Below are 16,261 nucleotides of genomic sequence, written 5' to 3' on the forward strand. Positions count from 1 at the left end.
CGGCTTAAAGTTCCGGTGCTTTCTTTTTGCTCTCAAGTGGTGACAGTATCAGATACAAAGCGGGCACGACAAACAAAGTTAACAATGTCGAAACAACCGTCCCACCAATGATCGCAAGACCCATCGGAAGACGCGTTTCTGAACCGATGCCTGAGCCCAAAACCAAAGGCGTTGCAGCGGCAACGGTCGCCACCGACGTCATTAAGATCGGTCGCAGGCGCACAGGGCAGGCCTCAAGCAAGGCTTGTTCGATATTCGGTTGACCATGACGGCGCACTTGATTTGTAAACTCCACAAGCAAGATCGAATTCTTTTTCGCGATACCCATGAGCACGATCAATCCGATGAAGCTAAATAGATTTAAAGAAATATTAAACATCCACAGGGCGACCAAAGCTCCGGTCACGCTAAAGGGCAGTGCTACAAGAACTGAGATCGGATGAATGAAAGAATTAAACTGCACAGCTAAAATCAAGAAGGCGACGAGGATACCCACCATCAACGCAGAATAAAGACTCTTGAAAGACTCAGAGAATCCCGCAGAGGCTCCTTCAAGTGCAAAAGAGTATCCTGTTGGCAGAATTTCTTTAGCAATAGCTCCCGCACGTTCCAGAACAGCGGCCTGAGATTGACCCGGAGCCAAGTTTCCAAAAACAGAAATCGACCTTTGACGATTCACGCGGCTAATACCCTGAATGGCGTTTCCTTCTTTAATATTCACTAACTGTGATAGTGGAATAAGATTCCCAAAATTATTTCTGACAAAAAGTCGTTTGAAATCATCAGGCTCACGGATTTGATCTTCTTTGATTTTAAAGCGAATGTCGTAGCGACGACCATCTGCCGTGTAACGACCTTGGCGAAGTCCGCCAACACCTGCAGAAAGCACGTCGCCTACGTCTTCAACGGACACACCGCGATCGGACATGGCCTTGCGACTCGGAGTTAAAACCAACTCAGGAATTCCCGTACGGAAATCCGTATCCAAATCCACCGCCAGATTTTCTTTTTCTAGGCGGTCCATCAGCTCATTGGATTTTGCCAGAAGAATATTTAAATCCGGGCCGCGTAAGTTGATGGCCAAAGGATTCTGACGGCCTGAAGAAAGATTTCTGGCAGAGATATCCCTCATCGTCACACGCATGCCTTTGATCTTTTTAAATTCCGCACGCAGATCATTCATGATTTGTGAGTGATTCTTTTCGCGCTCAGCACGCGGTTTTAAATTCACTGGCATAAACACTTGATTAACGTTGGAGCCTCCGCCACCACCGCCGACGGAAACATAAAGCCCCTGAACGTTAGGATTCGCTCTTAAAATATCTTCCAACTGTTTTGCGGCGTTACTGGTTGTCTCCAGCGAAGTTCCTGGAGGCGTTTGCGCTGAAACGATGATCAGATCCTGATCTTGCGGCGGCACAAATTCTTGGCGCACTTTTGTAACCAAGAAAAGTGAAACCACAAAGAACACCACAGAACCTAAGACGATCAGGTATTTCCAACGAAGAGTCCCATGCAAGATCTTCTGATAAATGTGCGAGAGCTTTTCAAAAACTTCGTCAAGGTAATGCTCAAGCTTAGAAACTTTAGGTTCACTGCTTAAGAAGGCCGCCGCACGCATCGGTGTGATCGTGACGGCTTCAAGAAGTGAAATCAAAACGGCAGCACTCATTGTCACGCCGAATTGGAAGAAGAACTTACCGATAATGCCATCCATGAAAACAACTGGAAGGAATACGGCGACAACGGCCAAGGTCGCGGCGATCGCCGCAGGCAAAACTTCTTTGGCTCCGTCAGAGGCCGCTTTCGCGGAACCTTTTCCCATGCGATAGTGGCGCACGATGTTTTCTAAAAGCATGATCGCATCGTCGACCACAATTGAAATCGACAACGTCAAAGCGAGCAGGGTGAAAAGATTTAAAGTAAATCCGGAAAAATAAAGAATGATAAAGGTTCCGACAATGGACGTGGGAATTGAGAAAAGGATATTGATCGCAGCCGGAATGCTTCCCAGGAAAAAGAAACACACTAAAATTGTGATGAGGGCCGCAACCCACAACTTTTCAATCGTTAGGTTGACGGTGGCTTCGGTAGAGCGCGTGTAGTCCACATTCACGCGATATTTAAAACCTTTGGGGAAGGTGTCTTTGATCTCATCCATTTTTTTAAAAATGGTGTTTGCAACTGTGACCTCATTGGTGCCACGTTGTTTACGAATCTGCATAGAAACCGCTTGTTGACCGTCAACGCGCGCCACACGGCGAATATCCGAAAGGCCGTCTTCGACTGTCGCGACATCGCGAATAAAAATCTCGCGGTCATAAATTCGTTGTCCACCACGGCGAAGAATTTGAATGTTTTTAACTTCATCGACATTCGTCGCTTCACCCAGCCAACGCACGCGCAGTTCACGACGTCCTTCGGTGAATTGCCCCGCGGCACTCTCTAAGTGCTGTGTGCTTAAGGCACTCACGACGTCGCCGACAGTCAGATAAAGATCCGCTAATTTTTTTGTATCAAGCCAGATGCGTAAGTTTCTTTGGCTGAAACCGCCGATACTCACTTCACCAACGCCAGGCAGGAAACGAATTTGATCTAAAAGATAATTCTCTGTCCAATTAAGCATCTCTTTCAGAGGGGCTTCTCCATAGACAGAGATAATGATGATCGGATCTTCTTCAGGATTTTGTTTGCGAACAACAGCGGGGTCGACTCCTGGAGGCATGCGCATTTGGCTTAACGCCGTTTGCACTTCTTGCAAAACCACGTCGACGTTGCGATTGATATCAAATTCGAGTGTCACGGAGCCCGACCCTTGGCGAGCAGAAGAACGCATTTCCTTAATGCCTTCAATCGCAAGCAGTCGTTCTTCGACAGGGTCAATCAGTTCAGCTTCGACGACCTCAGGAGCTGCTCCTTCGTAAGTCACCGAAACACTCACGATCGGGAAATCGACGTCGGGAAGTTGGCTGATCCCCATTCGATTCATGCAAATCGCGCCGAAAACAATCAATGCAAACATCAGAACCCAGGCAAAGACGGGGCGGCGAATCGAAAGGTCAATCAAGTTCATGGTGGTTCCTCCGGCATTTAGACGGATGAGGGAGGCTTTAGGTTCACTTAAAACTCGAGCCGAGGCTCTTAGTGAGCTTTTGCAGAAACCGGCTCTTTATAGTCCGGCTTTAATTTCCCACGATGACACATATAGCACGTGGACATGGGGCCTTTTTTTCCATCAAAACCGTTTTCTTTTAACATCTGAGTGATCTTCATATGCTCTTTACTGACCTTGAAGGTCTTCTTCGAATCATCACGGAAGTTTTGCACATTATGGCACTCGGTGCAGGTCACACCGAGTTCGCGAGAAATTGTGATCATCTCTTCGCGGATTTTTTCTTCTTTCGTTACAAACTTGGTAACAGACTCGGAATGAGCCTGAGGAATCAAAAGAAGAAAGAAGAGAAGAGGTACGCCGTACCTTTTTGAAGCGCGCTGCATAAATATAGCTTCCCTAAGACCCCGCCCGAGATCAAGTAAGACCCCGATTTCTTGACTGTATCTAGACCCAAGTGTAACCATAAATGTCAGCTTTTTTCTTACACTTGGAGCCAACACATGAAAATTAAGCACCTTGAGGATTTAAACACTCTTGTTTCCCTCAGCAAGCGTCGCGGTTTTGTATTTCAATCAAGCGAAATTTACGGCGGTCTGGGGAGTTGCTGGGATTACGGTCCTTTGGGTTCTTTGATGAAGCTCAATGTGAAGCGCGCCTGGTGGAATGCAATGACTCGCAGATCTGACATCGTAGGTCTTGATGCCGCGATCTTGATGCACCCGATGGTGTGGAAAGCTTCCGGGCACGTCGATGGGTTCTCTGATCCGTTGGTGGACTGTAAGGATTGTAAAACGCGTTTCCGTGCGGATAACACAGAATCTTATATTAAAGATAAAAAGTGCCCGAACTGCGGCAGCAAAAATCTTTCTGAAGAAAGAAATTTCAACTTGATGTTCAAAACTCACATGGGTCCTTTGGAGGATTCTGCGAGTGTGGTGTACTTGCGTCCTGAAACAGCGCAAGGTCACTTCGTGAATTTCTTAAACTGCCAACAGTCGTCTCGTTATAAAATTCCATTCGGAATTGCCGCGATCGGTAAGTCTTTCCGTAATGAAATCACTCCGGGAAATTTCATTTTCAGAACGCGTGAGTTCGAACAAATGGAAATGCAATATTTCGTAAAACCAGGCACGGACGAAAAATTCTTTGAAGAGTGGAAAGAGCGCCGCTGGAAGTTCTATTTGAAATACGGAATCAAAGAAGAGAATTTGAAAATCCATGTTCACGAAAAACTCGCGCACTACGCGCGTGCCGCTGTAGACGTGGAATACAAATTCCCAATGGGCTTCTCAGAACTTGAAGGTATTCACAACCGTTCTGACTTCGACTTGACTCAACATCAGAAGTTTTCTGGTAAGTCCCTTGAGTACTTCGATGAAGCGAACAAAGAAAAATACATCCCTTATGTTATTGAAACAGCCGTGGGTTGTGATCGTTTGTTCTTGGCTTTCATGTGTGATGCCTACCGTGAAGAAGTCACAACAGATGAGTCAGGCAAGGAAGACGTGCGCGTGGTGATGGGGCTTCACCCGGAAATCGCTCCTTATAAAGTGGCGGTCTTGCCATTGTCTAAAAAAGAAGAACTGACTTCGATTGCGGAAAAACTTCGCGATCAATTGGCAGATGATTTTGATGTGACTTACGATGAAACAGCTTCGATTGGTAAACGCTACCGTCGTCAAGACGAAGTGGGCACACCGTTCTGCGTGACTGTCGACTTTGATACGATCAACGATCAAGCTGTGACTGTTCGTCACCGTGATAAGATGACTCAAGAGCGCGTTCCAATGTCGCAATTGAATTCTTATGTCGCTGCGAAACTAAAAACATTTAATCAGTAATCCTTAACTTCCGCGTCCACGCAGGTTCTTAAGCTGTGTGGGCGCAAGTTTCTCTTGTTCCAGAACCCTCCGCGAACCTTTTTTAGTGATTTAACAGTAACAAGTTAAGATTTTGTCGATTTCGTTCCGTGTCATTGCGCATTTCTCTTTGCATGTGTCTGGACCATGGTCTGTAATCTTTGGCGATTGGAGGGGAAATACATGGAATTTCTTACTAAAGTAGCACAGGCATTTGAACACGGTGGTTTCTGGATGTGGCCGATTTTGCTCATTCAGGTGAGCTCTATTGCGATCATTATCGAAAGAGCGTACGCGCTTTTTGTTCGCAGAAAACTAAACCAAACAGCATTCGCTCTTGGATATGAAGAGTCTATTCGTCGTGGCGAAATGGACAACATCATCTCTAAAGCTCAAGCGGCTTCAGCTCAAAACCCAGTAGCTCGCGCTATCGCGGCGGGTGCGTTGGCAGCTCGTAACTTGGGTGGCAAAGAAGAGATCCAAGGTAAAATGGACGAAGTTCTTCTTGAAGAGAACGCTCACCTTGATCACCGCACAGCTTTCTTGTCTATGCTAGGTAACGTAGCAACATTGACAGGTCTTCTTGGTACGATCACAGGTATGATCAAATCTTTCGCGGCGGTTGCGTTTGCGAATCCTGCTGAAAAAGCATCTTTGCTTTCTGCGGGTATCTCTGAGGCGATGAATGCCACAGCTTACGGTTTGATTGCAGCGATCCCAGCACTAGTTGCTTATGCAATCTTGCAAAACCGTGCAAATCGTTTGGCTGAAGACTTGAATCAAGGTGGACTAAAAGTCTACAACTGGTTGAGCTATGCTTACGAACCTATCACTTCTTACCAAATCAAGACTTCTAAATCAGAGCGCAACACTGAAGTGAACGCGTAAGCTTTAAGAGGTTTTAATGAAACACTCTAAAAAGCATTTGGATTTTGAAGTTAACTTGATTCCGTTCATTGACTTGTTGTCAGTGTCGATCTGCTTTCTTTTGATCACAGCAGTGTGGTTGAACGTCGGATCGATGAACGTGAAACAAGCTGTCGGCGGCCAAGCGCAAGAGGACACTAAAAAGAGCCCTCTTGTGTGGATTCGCATGACAGCGCAAGGAGATTTGGATCTAGAGGTTCAACAAAGCTCTCTAGTTCCTGGCGCTCTTCGCAAGTTCCGCGTCGCTCAACAAGACAAAAAGGTGAATTACGAAGGTCTTGAGAAAGCTCTTACAAACCTGAAACAGGTTGAGCCTTCTTTGAACACTGGGTTGATTCAACCGACAGCTTCGACATCTTACGAAGAGATCATCGACGTGATGGACAAGCTTAAAAAGAGCGGAATGACTGATTTGGGCGTTTCTCCACTGTAAGAGGGGGATTTTGTGATTTCTGATGGCATTTTAAAAGCATCGGTACTGACGGGGACTTTAGAGGGGCACTCTATTATCACTCCGCGCGGTGCTAAGTTTAAAAGACAAATCGCCGCTGATCTTCTTTTGACAGCGTTGATTGATGCTTTCTCTATTCTTGTGATCTTCCTTTTGATGAACTTCTCGAGCACGGGCGAAATCCTGATGATCGGTAAAAACCAAGAGCTTCCGAAAGCACACTTGGCAGATGTTCTTGAAAGAAATCCTGTGATCAAAATCGACGACAACAAATTGTATGTTGAAGATAAATTGGTCGATGCAAATTCTATCACGGCCGAGCTTCTGGATCTTCGTAAGAAGTACCAGGAACTTCATCCGAAAGAAGAGTTCCCTGGAATCGCGACGATTCAGGCGGACCGCCGAGTGAAGTACGAGTTCTTAAACCAGGTGATACTGGCGATGAACCAGGCGGGATACAGCGATATTAAATTTGCAGTAGTTGTTAAGTAGTAAGTAGGGACAGAGGGGGTCTCGATGATGAAAAAAGGACTTTTAATTATCTCTTTGTCGGTGGCAGCAGCGGCGCACGCTCAATCACCGGCAGCAAACGGGTCAACTCAAGACCTCCTAATTCAAAAACTTACACAAGTACAATTGGGCTTGGCTCCGGCAGATCCTGCCAGAGCCGGCGTCCTTTTGCGCTTGGCGGACTTGCATGCAGAACGTGCCCGTCAACTTTCCATGAAGGAAATCGCTGACGGTTGCACCGTTTGTAAAGCAGGCGAAAAAGACCGCGAAAAGGCACTGACATATTATACAGAAGCATTGACGAAAGTTTCTGCCAACTCAGTAGCAAAAGTCCATTTACAAATGGGTCATCTCTATGAACTTCAAGGTCGCAATGAATTGGCTGAAAAAAGCTATCAAGCGATGTTGAGTTCTTCATCTTCTCCGATTGAGATGGCGGAAGCCAATCTGTCATTGGCGGAAATGGCATTTAGAAAATCGGATTTCCAAAAAGCTCAAGGCCTTTACGAAAAAGTATTGGCAACAGAAGGCGCAAGTTCTCAAGGCTTGGCAGCATACCGCAAAGCTTGGTGCGCTTTCCGTATGGGAAATCTGGATGCATCCATCGTTCAACTTCAAGAGATCTTGAAAAATCCAAAACTTCAGTCACGCATGTCTTCAGCGCGTGGTGTGGCGGATGTTCAGTTCCTTGAAGAGGTTTCTCGCGATATGGCGACTTTCATGGCCGCGCGTGGAATCAAAGACAATGATGCTGAAGTTCTTTACTCACTTTCTCCTGAGCAATTTAAACTTCAACAAGTGACTATGCTCGCTCGTGAAGGTTTGCGTTTAGGTCAAAAAGAACCTTCTTTGAAAGTGTGGGACTTTGTTTATCAAAAACAAAGTGATCCAAAAATGCGTCTTGAAGCGCAAGTGCGCATGGCGCAACTTAATTTCGATCTTAAAAACGTTCCTGCGGCAGCGAAGTCTTATCAAATGGCTTTGAACCTTTGGGGAGCGACTGATTGCAATGCGACGACTTGCGAAGAATCTGCAAAAGGTCTTCGTCAGTTTGTTGTTGGTTGGAATCGTATTGAAAATTCAAAACCAAGTGCCGAGCTTTTGGCCGCTTACGACGAATACTTCAAAGTCTTCTCTGAAGATGAAGATATGTACGTATGGGGTTCTCAAGCAGCGGCAACGGCTGGTAACTATGCTCAAGCAGCGCAATGGACAGCTTTAGCTAATAAAGTGATCTTGGCTAAGTACACTGTTGAAAAAGATTCTGCTCAAAAGAAAGCGCAAGCTGAAAAGCTTGAGAAGAATTTGCTCTTGGGTATCGAAAATGCTGAGAAGTCTAAAGCGGCGGTAGCCGGCAGAGCGGAAGGCCAGCGGCCTGGAGCTGAAGCAGAGGCTGACAAACTTTTGGCGGCAGCTCAAGACGACTATTTGACGAAGTCTGTATTGAAACAAAAAACTTTCGACGTTCAATACCAAAAAGCTTATGCGATTTACCAAAAGGGTGATTACGCAGCGGCGGCAGACCAGTTGAAAGACTTGGCTGTGAACGGCAAAGGTTCACAACAAATCAAAGTTCAATCTGCGGAATTGGCTTTGGATGCCTTGGCTCTTCTTAAAGACGATGCTCGCATTCAACAATGGTCTGGAGAATTTGCTTCTAAGTTTGCAGATAAAAAATCTGAATTTTTGCAAATCCACCAAAAATCGATCCTGACTCAATCTGCGAAATTAGCAGAAGCACAACCGGATCAAGCTTTGGCGGCGATGGCGGGCTTTAATATGGCCGCGGCTACGTCTGAAGACAGAAAAACTTATTTGAAAAATAAAATCTTGCTTAGCGAAAAATTGAACAAGATCACAGAAGCTCGCGTAGCAACTGAGGACCTTCTTCGTGAACCATCTTTGACAGCTGATGAGCGTGAGTTCGCATTGGGACGCAAAGTTTGGTTTGCGGAACTTGAACTTGATTTCGCAACAGCTTTGAAAGCGGCAGAGCAAATGAAGTTCAGCACATTGTCTCAAGACGAAAAAGTTTTGAAACTGGCGATGTACTCAGAGCTTGCGGATAAAAGTCCTGCGACTTACTACTCTCAATATCTAAAGCAGTCCAAAGATGACGAAAAGAAAGCCTTGATTGCTTCTCAATTGATCCGCTTGTCTAAAACTCCGGCGAAAGATCTTGAGACTTACAAACCTTACTTCAAAAACAACGCGGGTCTTTATGCTCGTGCGGCTTTGGAAGTTTACGGTGTTACAAACGACAAAAAAGTTTTGGAAAAAGCTTTGAAAGAAAAAGGCTCTTCAAAACAAGACGCGTTTGTGATGATCGAAAAAATCCTGACTTTGGATGAAGTAAAAGCTTTGAGTGCGCAACTTGCGGCTCACAAGATCGATACGAAAAATCAAAACACAATTGCAACGGGCCTTAAAGCGCGCGTGAAGATGCTTGAAAAAGCGGACGCTCTTGCCAACCGTGCGATTGCAGCGGGTGACTGGTCATCTCAATTGCTTGCTTTGGATCTTGTGGCTAAAGAAAATGCTCGTTTCTATAACGAAGCTTTGGCTCTTCCAATGCCTGCGGGTTTGACTCCAGAGCAAGAGAACGAATACTTGACGATTCTTTCTCAACAAGTGGCTCCGAACCAAAACACAGCAACGATGGCTGAAACTAAAGTGAAAGAATTCTGGGCGCAAAAATCAGCTTTGGATTCTTACAAAACTTTCGCTGCTAACAACTACAACTGGTCTAAGTACATTGCTTCTGAAGTGGAAGCAGTGACGGCGATTGCTCCGGAAGACCAAAAGCCCGCTTGGACAGCAGCTGTTGTTGAGATCAAAGCCGCAGAGGGTTCTTTGCAGAAACCTTCTTTGGCGGAACTTGAAAAAGCTCGTACGAACTTGAAACAAAATCCGTTTGCAGCAAGTGCGATTCAAGAAGCGATTGCTCTTGAAAAAAAAGCCCAACGTAAGAGCATGGTGGAATACCTTGAAGGACGTTTGGCGACATTGGCTAAGAAGGACAGTGAAGTGAAGGAGAAACAACAATGATGAAATATGCGTTGATGACGGTATTGGTGATGGCTGGAATGGCCCACGCTGCTCCCGAAGCTGGAAAACCAGCGACGAAGAAGGCGCAAGATATGAATTTCGAAGACCTTCTTGTCAGCGGTCAATATCACTTCTCTGACGAAGCTGTGACAACAGTGGAAGAAGATAAAGTTTTGAACAGTTTGATCGGTGTAAGAACAGACTTCAAAGATCGCATGAAACAATCAGCGACTTTGGGTGAGGTGAAGAGCAAATGAGTCTAAGATTAGTCATTGAAGACAATTTAGGAAATATCACTCGCCAAATCCCGGTGACGGAGAAAAAAGCGCAAGTGATCCAACGTATGGACACGAAACGCCTTGAAGTCGTAACCGACACGGCGGCGTTGGTGAAAAACAAAATCCAATTCTCTAAAATCGCGGATCTTGATTTTGATGAGATGAAAAACGAAAAGCTTCCTCTTGGCAGCTTTGGTTCTCTTCGCCTTGTTAAAGAAGTGGCAGCGGTTCCGGTTGATGGTTCCGTAAAACAAGACGGTAAAAAAGATCTTAAGGCGTCTGTCCTTTTGGCTTTTGCGATCTTCTTGATGCTTCTTTCGATCGTTCGTTTTGCTCCAAAAGAGAATGCGAAAGTGACTGAAGAATTGAAACAACAAGTTGTTAAGATTGTTCAGACAAAAGAAATGAAAAAGAAAACGGTGGCTCCGACAACAAATATGATGGCGGATCAAACGGCGACGAAGATGCCGACAAAAAGAGCTGAACTTGTAAAACGCTCGGGCGCTTTGGCAGCGTTGGGTAGCCTTCGTTCTGGCAAACAACGTGGCGGCTTGAACTTGGGTGCTGTGAATACAACAGCAGGTATCGGTTTGGGCGGCACGGGCGGAAGCGGTGGCGTGCAAACTTCTTTGTACGGAAAAGGAATCACATCGGCTCCTCTGGGTTCGGGCGCTAACATCAATGGTGGCGGCGGTTACGGAACAAAAGGAAAAGGCGGCGGCCAAGCTGGTTACGGCAGCCTTTCACTTGTAGGTTCCGCAGGTGGTGCACCGGTTCCATTGGGAGCTGAAGCGGAAGTTGCTCAAGGTTTGGACCGTTCTGCGATTGACGAAGTGATTCGTCGTAATTTGGGTCAGGTTCGTTTCTGTTACGAGCAAGCTTTGCAAGGCGCGCCTCAATTGAGTGGCCGTGTTGCGATGGGTTTCACCATCGGTGGAAACGGTCTTGTGAAAACAGCTCAAGTTGAAAGTTCTTCGATGGCCAATAAAGGCGTTGAAGATTGCATTACGATGCGTTTGAAAACGTGGAAGTTCCCAGTGCCTCAAGGAGGCGTGGACGTGAAAGTAACTTATCCATTTGTATTACGTAGACAAGGTCAGGGGTAAAAAATGAAGGTATTGTTGGCTTTATTGACAAGCTTAATGTTTTTGACTGCTTGCGAACTGCAACAGGATCCGATCAAAGGAGCTTCTGATCAGGTTCGTCAAGGTGTTCCTCCAACATCGAACAAGCCAGTAGCGGCTAAGCCTCTTCCTAAAGAAGCTTTGCAAATCGACGCTCCAACATTGGTGAATGGCCGTGTAGGTGCTCCGGTTGAATTCAAAATCTTGGGTCGTGTGATGACTCCGGATGTAGGATTTAAAATCTCTATCGACAACTTGGCTGATTTCCCTGGCGCGACGTTTGACGACACAACAGGCGATTTCAAATGGGTTCCTTCAAAAAAAGAAGTGGGCAGCTTCCCAAGTATGGAGCTTCCACTTCGCGTGACTTTGGCAACAGAAGTATCAGCGGCAAGCCCGACAATTTCTGTTGAGAAAAAAGTGATCTCTTTGGTGATCCAAAACGCGTACTCTAAGCCGATCGTGAACACCGTGACAGGTCCAACAAGCGTCACAGTAGGTTCAACTTACGACTTTGATTTCACAATGGAAGACGTTGATGCATTGAATGAGACGGATGCCTCTATTCAGGTAAGAGACTGCACAACAAGCTACTACAGCGATTCTATTGCTCACTTGGTTGAAGTAAGAAACGTGGCGGCGAACACAACGACTCCGAATAAATACCAAGGAAAAGTAAGACTTGATTTGACGAAAGCAGGCCTTCTTTCTTCTGGAACATACTGCTTCGGTTTGCAGGCAGTTTCTAAGCACGGCGTGGTTTCCGATCTTTATAAAAGAGAAATCAACATCGAAGCTAAGATGAAAAACACAAGAATGACGATGGAGACTGCGCCTGAAGTTCGCGTGGGCGAAAAGATCCAAATCGGATTCGCAATCTATGATCCGACTGGAAACGGACAATTGACAATGAAGTCTCAAGACGACATTGCGGCAATCCTTCCGGGCTCTTCTTTGACTTGCAATCGTTCGTTCTCAACAAAGTACCAACTTGATTGCAAAGGTTTGATCGATGCGACTTCAGCGACAGTGAAAGTTTACGAAGTGAACTTTGTTGTTGAAAACGCAGGTTCTAACTCTGCTCAAAAAGTGACAACTAACCACACTCTACGCATTAACGTTAAGGCGGCGGTGACTCCATGATGAAATCTCTTTTAATCCTAGCTCTTTTTGCATCTTCAACAGCTTTCGCTCAAGTTGAGCAAGAGTTGGACTCTTTCGGTGGTAACGAAGCGCTTTACATGAAAGCGAAAGCCTTGAATCCGGAAGTTGAAAGCGATGTTGTTCAAAACCGTTTCTCGCAAAGAACAAACCGTTTTGAATTGGCTCCTGAGTTTTCAGGTGTTTTCGGCGGTGATGCTTACAACCGCACAACAAACGCAGGTATCAACGTTCACTACCACATCAATCCAAGCTGGAGCGTGGGTGTGAAGTACAACTACGCGTTCAACAATTTGACTCCGGAAGGTCAGTCCATGGTGGACAAGGCTTCTAAAGCGGCCTCTGAAAATCCAAAAGATCCAAATTACCTTTTCCCCCAAGTGATCTATCCAAAGTCTGAAACTTTGGCTCTTGTGAACTGGTATCCAGTTGTTGGTAAGTTGAGCTTTGGTAAATTGGGTGTGGCTCACTTCGACACTTACTTGCTTGCGGGTTATGGAAACATCGAGCTTTCTAATAACACGACTTCAGAGGCGACTTTGGGCGTGGGCATGGGATTCTGGATCAACAAGAATCTAACAACTCGTCTTGAGTACCGTGCACAACAATACAAAGCGGAATACTACGATAAAACACAAGACATGCTTACAGGCGTAGGCTCTGTACAAATGGGTTGGATGTTATGATGTTAGTTAAATCATTAACAGTAGCTTCTTTGCTTTTAGGAACTCACGGGGTGGCTTTTGCGGAAGACGACCTCATGAGCATTCTTGAAGGTAAAACAAGCCAAGCAGCAGCACAATTCGTTGAAAGCGAAGAAGTGGCAAAGCTTAAAAAAGCGGTGAACCCTTCTTCGGCTGAACAAAATATTTTCTTCCAATTCTTGGTCGAGAAAAACTATGAAAAGGCAATGTTCCAATGGAGCACGGCTTTCAATGGTTCAGCTTTCCAAGCAACGGAAACGGGCAAAGCTCTTGAAGCTTTCTTGAATTTCAAAAATGGTTTGAAACTCACAGGTGTTGAAAGTCTTTTGGCGATTCAAAATCCACAAAAGATTGATGCAACAGTGATCAGCCTTTGGAAAGAAAACTTGAACGACAAAGACCCTGTTTGGGGTATGGCGCAAGTCACTTGGAATCCCTACTGGACAACAGTGTTCGGAACGGGTGCTGAGATGGCCGTGGTTCTGCAAAAGAGCTATGTGACTGAAGACATCGCTGCTTTGACGGAACTTATCAAGAAAACTCCGGTTGATTCTGTAGAACGCAATATCTTGCAATGGCAATTGGTTTTGAACCTTGGTATCCGTGGTGATGCTGGTAAAGCCGCGCAAGTTCTTGCGCACTTGATGAAAGCCAAAAACAATCCGATCGACAAAGACCTTATGACAATCACAGCGGGTCGTTTGTTGTACCAAAACGGATTCTTAGATGCTTCCTTGAAGTACTACGAAAAGATCTCTAAGAAATCAGACTACTGGTTCCAGGCACAAGAAGAAATGGCTTGGGCTTACATGAGAAAAGGTGAGCCGCAAAACGCGATGGCAATCACAAAGACTCTGACTTACCCGCACTTTAAAGGTTGGGTGGGCATTGAATCTTATCTTTTGGGTTCATTCAGCAGCTTGAAAGTTTGTGACTATCCAGGTGTTTTGACGACGATGAAATCAATCAAAATTCAATTCGGTGAGCATTTAGTGGCTCTTGAAAAATTGAGCGCAGATCCTCATCAACCTGCTGTTGCGAACTTGATGAAGGCATTGTCTGAAGGTCCTGTGAGCACTGCCAAGTTGGGTAAAGACGCTCATCAGTTGCCAACAGTGGCTTCTAAAGATGAAGTTTTGTCTTTGCTAGTAAAAAGACACCAATACTTGACGAAAGAGTCTGAGATTGCGGAACAGCTTTACACTCGCTCTTTGACGTTTGGAAACTTGCAAGGTCAGTACGAAACTTTGAAAAACCAGGTGCAAACTCGCGCTCAGATGACTCAAGGTGCGGGTTACCAACGTGTTCAAGAATTGGCGAAAGCGGAACTTGAAGACTCCAAACAAGTTATGCAACGTCTAAGAATCGTTGAAGTGGAGATGATCCAACAAGTGGATTCAGCTTCTAAATTCTTGAAGCACGCCAATGCTTCTGAAGCAAAAATGGGTTCGACAGGCTCGGGCGCTAAATTTGCGATGAATTTCTCTAACGACAAAGAGATCTGGTTCGATGAACTTTCAAATTTCAAAGTCGATGTTAAAAAAGGTTGCTCGAAAGGGAAGGAGTAAGAATGAAGAACTTTACTAAAGCTCTTTCACTTGTTCTTGCTTTGTCAGTTGTGGGTTGCGGAATTGAATCCAGCAAAAACTTGTTGGTTCCAAAATCTGTGATCCCGAAAGAAGAGTTCTCCGAAAAACCAAAGGACTTTGAAGCCTTCAATCCAAAAGTAGATATTCTTTTTGTGATCGACAGCTCTGGAAGTATGGATTCGGCTCAACAAAACTTAAGCCGCAATGCCTTCCAATTTGCAGATGCGATTTCAAAAGTGTCTTTGCTTGATTATCACATCGGTGTTTTGACAACGGATATGAATGATTGCCGTGACAATTGCGGTAAGCTTCAGGGTTTCCCGGCATTCTTGCAGAAATCCACTCCGGATTTCGTGGGGCTTTTGTCTCGCAGAATGCAAGTGGGAACTGACGGCAGTGCTTCAGAAGAAATGTTCGGTCCGGTGGTAGCAGCTTTAAGCTCTCCACTAGACACAACAACGAATGCGGGCTTCTACCGTCAAGATGCTTTCTTGGCTGTGATCTTCATCACGGATGCGAAAGATCAGTCAAGATACTCTCCGCAAGAACTTCTTCAGTTCTTGAGAAGCAAAAAAGTCGATCCAAACCGTGTCTTGGCTTACGGTGTGATCCGTACCTTGGCTGAAGAAAAATCATGCGAATCTTCAGAAGATCTGGACAGCAAGCTTGAAGACTTCTTGGCGTCTGTTGCAAACGGCGACAGAACTCAGAAAAACATCTTAAGCCTTTGTGCTCCGGACTACGGTATGAAGTTGGCAGAATTCGCGAAAGACATCGTGAAAAGAACTGCGGGCTCGGTGAAGTTGACTCGTGTTCCGAATGCAAAAACCATCAAGGTGTCTTACGGCACTCAAGTGATTCCAAATGATCCGGTAAAAGGATGGGTTTACCAACCATCAACAAATTCAATCCTTCTTTCTGAAGGCATTGAGTGGGTGGATCAAGGACCGAATGTCGGTTTGAGCATCGACTTCGAAGTGATCGATGTAAAAGACTAAAAGTTTTTAAAACAAAAAAATAAAAAGGCTTCAAGGAAACTTGCAGCCTTTTTTATTTCTAAATTTGCAAAATTAGTAAAGGTAGATGCTTTCAGGCCCGTCGTTCACACTGCGGTAAACGATACCAGAAACAGTGTCGCCCACTTTCACACCACAAGAGGTGATCACGCCAAAAGAGCTCACCTCATCGATATCCAAAGGACATGCGTAAGAAGGGTTCAGCATCCAGTTGCCAGTCCACGCAAGTTTCACGCGGCATTGGCCGTTTTCCAAAGCTTCAACGGAGCTTGCTTGTGCGATCATTTGCGCCTCTAGATTATTGCAAGCTTGATAAGCAAATGCTGAATTTGTAGCCAAAAAAGCCAAAACGAATGCGATCTTTTTCATGGATTTATCTCCTGTTTATTCTCGATGCGCTCCTTGTAGCACAGGATTTGCGCGAAGTTTTTTAAGAATTGGTCAGTATTGCGAGGGCATGAAAATTCTCTAAGTACGCA

Annotated in this window: 14 protein-coding genes; 11 read left to right on the plus strand and 3 right to left on the minus strand. The window is 45.4% G+C overall.

Annotated features, from left to right (window positions below; translation table 11 throughout):
* Positions 1-4: 4 nt before the first annotated feature.
* Together AAAA78_RS05290 and AAAA78_RS05295 are read right to left on the minus strand one after the other, a co-directional pair.
* Positions 5-3,073: an efflux RND transporter permease subunit gene (locus AAAA78_RS05290; protein ID WP_340590747.1), complete on the minus strand. Its 3,069-nt coding sequence runs from the start codon at positions 3,071-3,073 to the stop codon at positions 5-7.
* Positions 3,074-3,141: 68 nt separating this feature from the next.
* The gene (locus AAAA78_RS05295; RefSeq protein WP_340590749.1) at positions 3,142-3,498 is read right to left on the minus strand and encodes a photosynthetic reaction center cytochrome c subunit family protein; all 357 of its coding nucleotides are present in this window, start codon (positions 3,496-3,498) and stop codon (positions 3,142-3,144) included.
* A 117-nt stretch (positions 3,499-3,615) separates the two neighbouring features.
* Between AAAA78_RS05295 and AAAA78_RS05300 the strand changes: the two genes are divergently transcribed.
* The 11 genes from AAAA78_RS05300 to AAAA78_RS05350 all read left to right on the plus strand — a co-directional run bounded on the left by AAAA78_RS05300 (position 3,616) and on the right by AAAA78_RS05350 (position 15,764).
* The gene (locus AAAA78_RS05300; protein WP_340590750.1) at positions 3,616-4,956 is read left to right on the plus strand and encodes a glycine--tRNA ligase; all 1,341 of its coding nucleotides are present in this window, start codon (positions 3,616-3,618) and stop codon (positions 4,954-4,956) included.
* A gap of 201 nt (positions 4,957-5,157) precedes the next feature.
* Positions 5,158-5,862 carry a MotA/TolQ/ExbB proton channel family protein gene (locus AAAA78_RS05305; protein ID WP_340590752.1) on the plus strand — a complete coding sequence of 235 codons (705 nt, stop codon included), beginning with the start codon at positions 5,158-5,160 and terminating at the stop codon, positions 5,860-5,862.
* A gap of 16 nt (positions 5,863-5,878) precedes the next feature.
* On the plus strand, positions 5,879-6,334 hold the full coding sequence (locus tag AAAA78_RS05310; protein WP_340590754.1) for an ExbD/TolR family protein: 456 nt from the start codon (positions 5,879-5,881) through the stop codon (positions 6,332-6,334).
* A 12-nt stretch (positions 6,335-6,346) separates the two neighbouring features.
* Positions 6,347-6,844 (plus strand): ExbD/TolR family protein, encoded by a 498-nt coding sequence (locus tag AAAA78_RS05315; RefSeq protein WP_340590756.1) that lies wholly within the window; start codon positions 6,347-6,349, stop codon positions 6,842-6,844.
* Between the two features lie 24 nt (positions 6,845-6,868).
* Positions 6,869-9,910 carry a tetratricopeptide repeat protein gene (locus AAAA78_RS05320; RefSeq protein ID WP_340590758.1) on the plus strand — a complete coding sequence of 1,014 codons (3,042 nt, stop codon included), beginning with the start codon at positions 6,869-6,871 and terminating at the stop codon, positions 9,908-9,910.
* Positions 9,907-10,167 carry a hypothetical protein gene (locus tag AAAA78_RS05325; protein ID WP_340590760.1) on the plus strand — a complete coding sequence of 87 codons (261 nt, stop codon included), beginning with the start codon at positions 9,907-9,909 and terminating at the stop codon, positions 10,165-10,167. Before AAAA78_RS05320 ends, AAAA78_RS05325 begins: the two co-directional genes overlap by 4 nt.
* Positions 10,164-11,294 carry an AgmX/PglI C-terminal domain-containing protein gene (locus AAAA78_RS05330; protein WP_340590761.1) on the plus strand — a complete coding sequence of 377 codons (1,131 nt, stop codon included), beginning with the start codon at positions 10,164-10,166 and terminating at the stop codon, positions 11,292-11,294. The genes AAAA78_RS05325 and AAAA78_RS05330 overlap by 4 nt, the downstream gene beginning before the upstream one ends.
* Before the next feature lie 3 nt (positions 11,295-11,297).
* Positions 11,298-12,455, plus strand: a complete 1,158-nt coding sequence (locus AAAA78_RS05335; RefSeq protein ID WP_340590762.1) for a hypothetical protein — start codon at positions 11,298-11,300, stop codon at positions 12,453-12,455.
* Positions 12,452-13,159, plus strand: a complete 708-nt coding sequence (locus AAAA78_RS05340) for an outer membrane beta-barrel domain-containing protein (protein WP_340590763.1) — start codon at positions 12,452-12,454, stop codon at positions 13,157-13,159. The genes AAAA78_RS05335 and AAAA78_RS05340 overlap by 4 nt, the downstream gene beginning before the upstream one ends.
* The gene (locus AAAA78_RS05345; RefSeq protein WP_340590764.1) at positions 13,156-14,745 is read left to right on the plus strand and encodes a tetratricopeptide repeat protein; all 1,590 of its coding nucleotides are present in this window, start codon (positions 13,156-13,158) and stop codon (positions 14,743-14,745) included. Before AAAA78_RS05340 ends, AAAA78_RS05345 begins: the two co-directional genes overlap by 4 nt.
* A gap of 2 nt (positions 14,746-14,747) precedes the next feature.
* Positions 14,748-15,764 carry a VWA domain-containing protein gene (locus AAAA78_RS05350; RefSeq protein WP_295905191.1) on the plus strand — a complete coding sequence of 339 codons (1,017 nt, stop codon included), beginning with the start codon at positions 14,748-14,750 and terminating at the stop codon, positions 15,762-15,764.
* 72 nt (positions 15,765-15,836) lie between these two features.
* Here AAAA78_RS05350 and AAAA78_RS05355 read toward each other — a convergent pair whose 3' ends face one another.
* On the minus strand, positions 15,837-16,151 hold the full coding sequence (locus AAAA78_RS05355; protein ID WP_340590765.1) for a hypothetical protein: 315 nt from the start codon (positions 16,149-16,151) through the stop codon (positions 15,837-15,839).
* Between the last annotated feature and the right edge of the window lie 110 nt (positions 16,152-16,261).

The organism is Bdellovibrio sp. BCCA, assembly GCF_037996825.1.
Lineage (GTDB): Bacteria > Bdellovibrionota > Bdellovibrionia > Bdellovibrionales > Bdellovibrionaceae > Bdellovibrio.

Bases quoted from the DNA above. Each gene is read 5' to 3' on its own strand.
- AAAA78_RS05290 (WP_340590747.1), bottom strand. From the start codon at position 3,073: ATGAACTTGATTGACCTTTCGATTCGCCGCCCCGTCTTTGCCTGGGTT.
- AAAA78_RS05295 (WP_340590749.1), bottom strand. From the start codon at position 3,498: ATGCAGCGCGCTTCAAAAAGGTACGGCGTACCTCTTCTCTTCTTTCTT.
- AAAA78_RS05300 (WP_340590750.1), top strand. From the start codon at position 3,616: ATGAAAATTAAGCACCTTGAGGATTTAAACACTCTTGTTTCCCTCAGC.
- AAAA78_RS05305 (WP_340590752.1), top strand. From the start codon at position 5,158: ATGGAATTTCTTACTAAAGTAGCACAGGCATTTGAACACGGTGGTTTC.
- AAAA78_RS05310 (WP_340590754.1), top strand. From the start codon at position 5,879: ATGAAACACTCTAAAAAGCATTTGGATTTTGAAGTTAACTTGATTCCG.
- AAAA78_RS05320 (WP_340590758.1), top strand. From the start codon at position 6,869: ATGATGAAAAAAGGACTTTTAATTATCTCTTTGTCGGTGGCAGCAGCG.
- AAAA78_RS05325 (WP_340590760.1), top strand. From the start codon at position 9,907: ATGATGAAATATGCGTTGATGACGGTATTGGTGATGGCTGGAATGGCC.
- AAAA78_RS05330 (WP_340590761.1), top strand. From the start codon at position 10,164: ATGAGTCTAAGATTAGTCATTGAAGACAATTTAGGAAATATCACTCGC.
- AAAA78_RS05335 (WP_340590762.1), top strand. From the start codon at position 11,298: ATGAAGGTATTGTTGGCTTTATTGACAAGCTTAATGTTTTTGACTGCT.
- AAAA78_RS05340 (WP_340590763.1), top strand. From the start codon at position 12,452: ATGATGAAATCTCTTTTAATCCTAGCTCTTTTTGCATCTTCAACAGCT.
- AAAA78_RS05345 (WP_340590764.1), top strand. From the start codon at position 13,156: ATGATGTTAGTTAAATCATTAACAGTAGCTTCTTTGCTTTTAGGAACT.
- AAAA78_RS05350 (WP_295905191.1), top strand. From the start codon at position 14,748: ATGAAGAACTTTACTAAAGCTCTTTCACTTGTTCTTGCTTTGTCAGTT.
- AAAA78_RS05355 (WP_340590765.1), bottom strand. From the start codon at position 16,151: ATGAAAAAGATCGCATTCGTTTTGGCTTTTTTGGCTACAAATTCAGCA.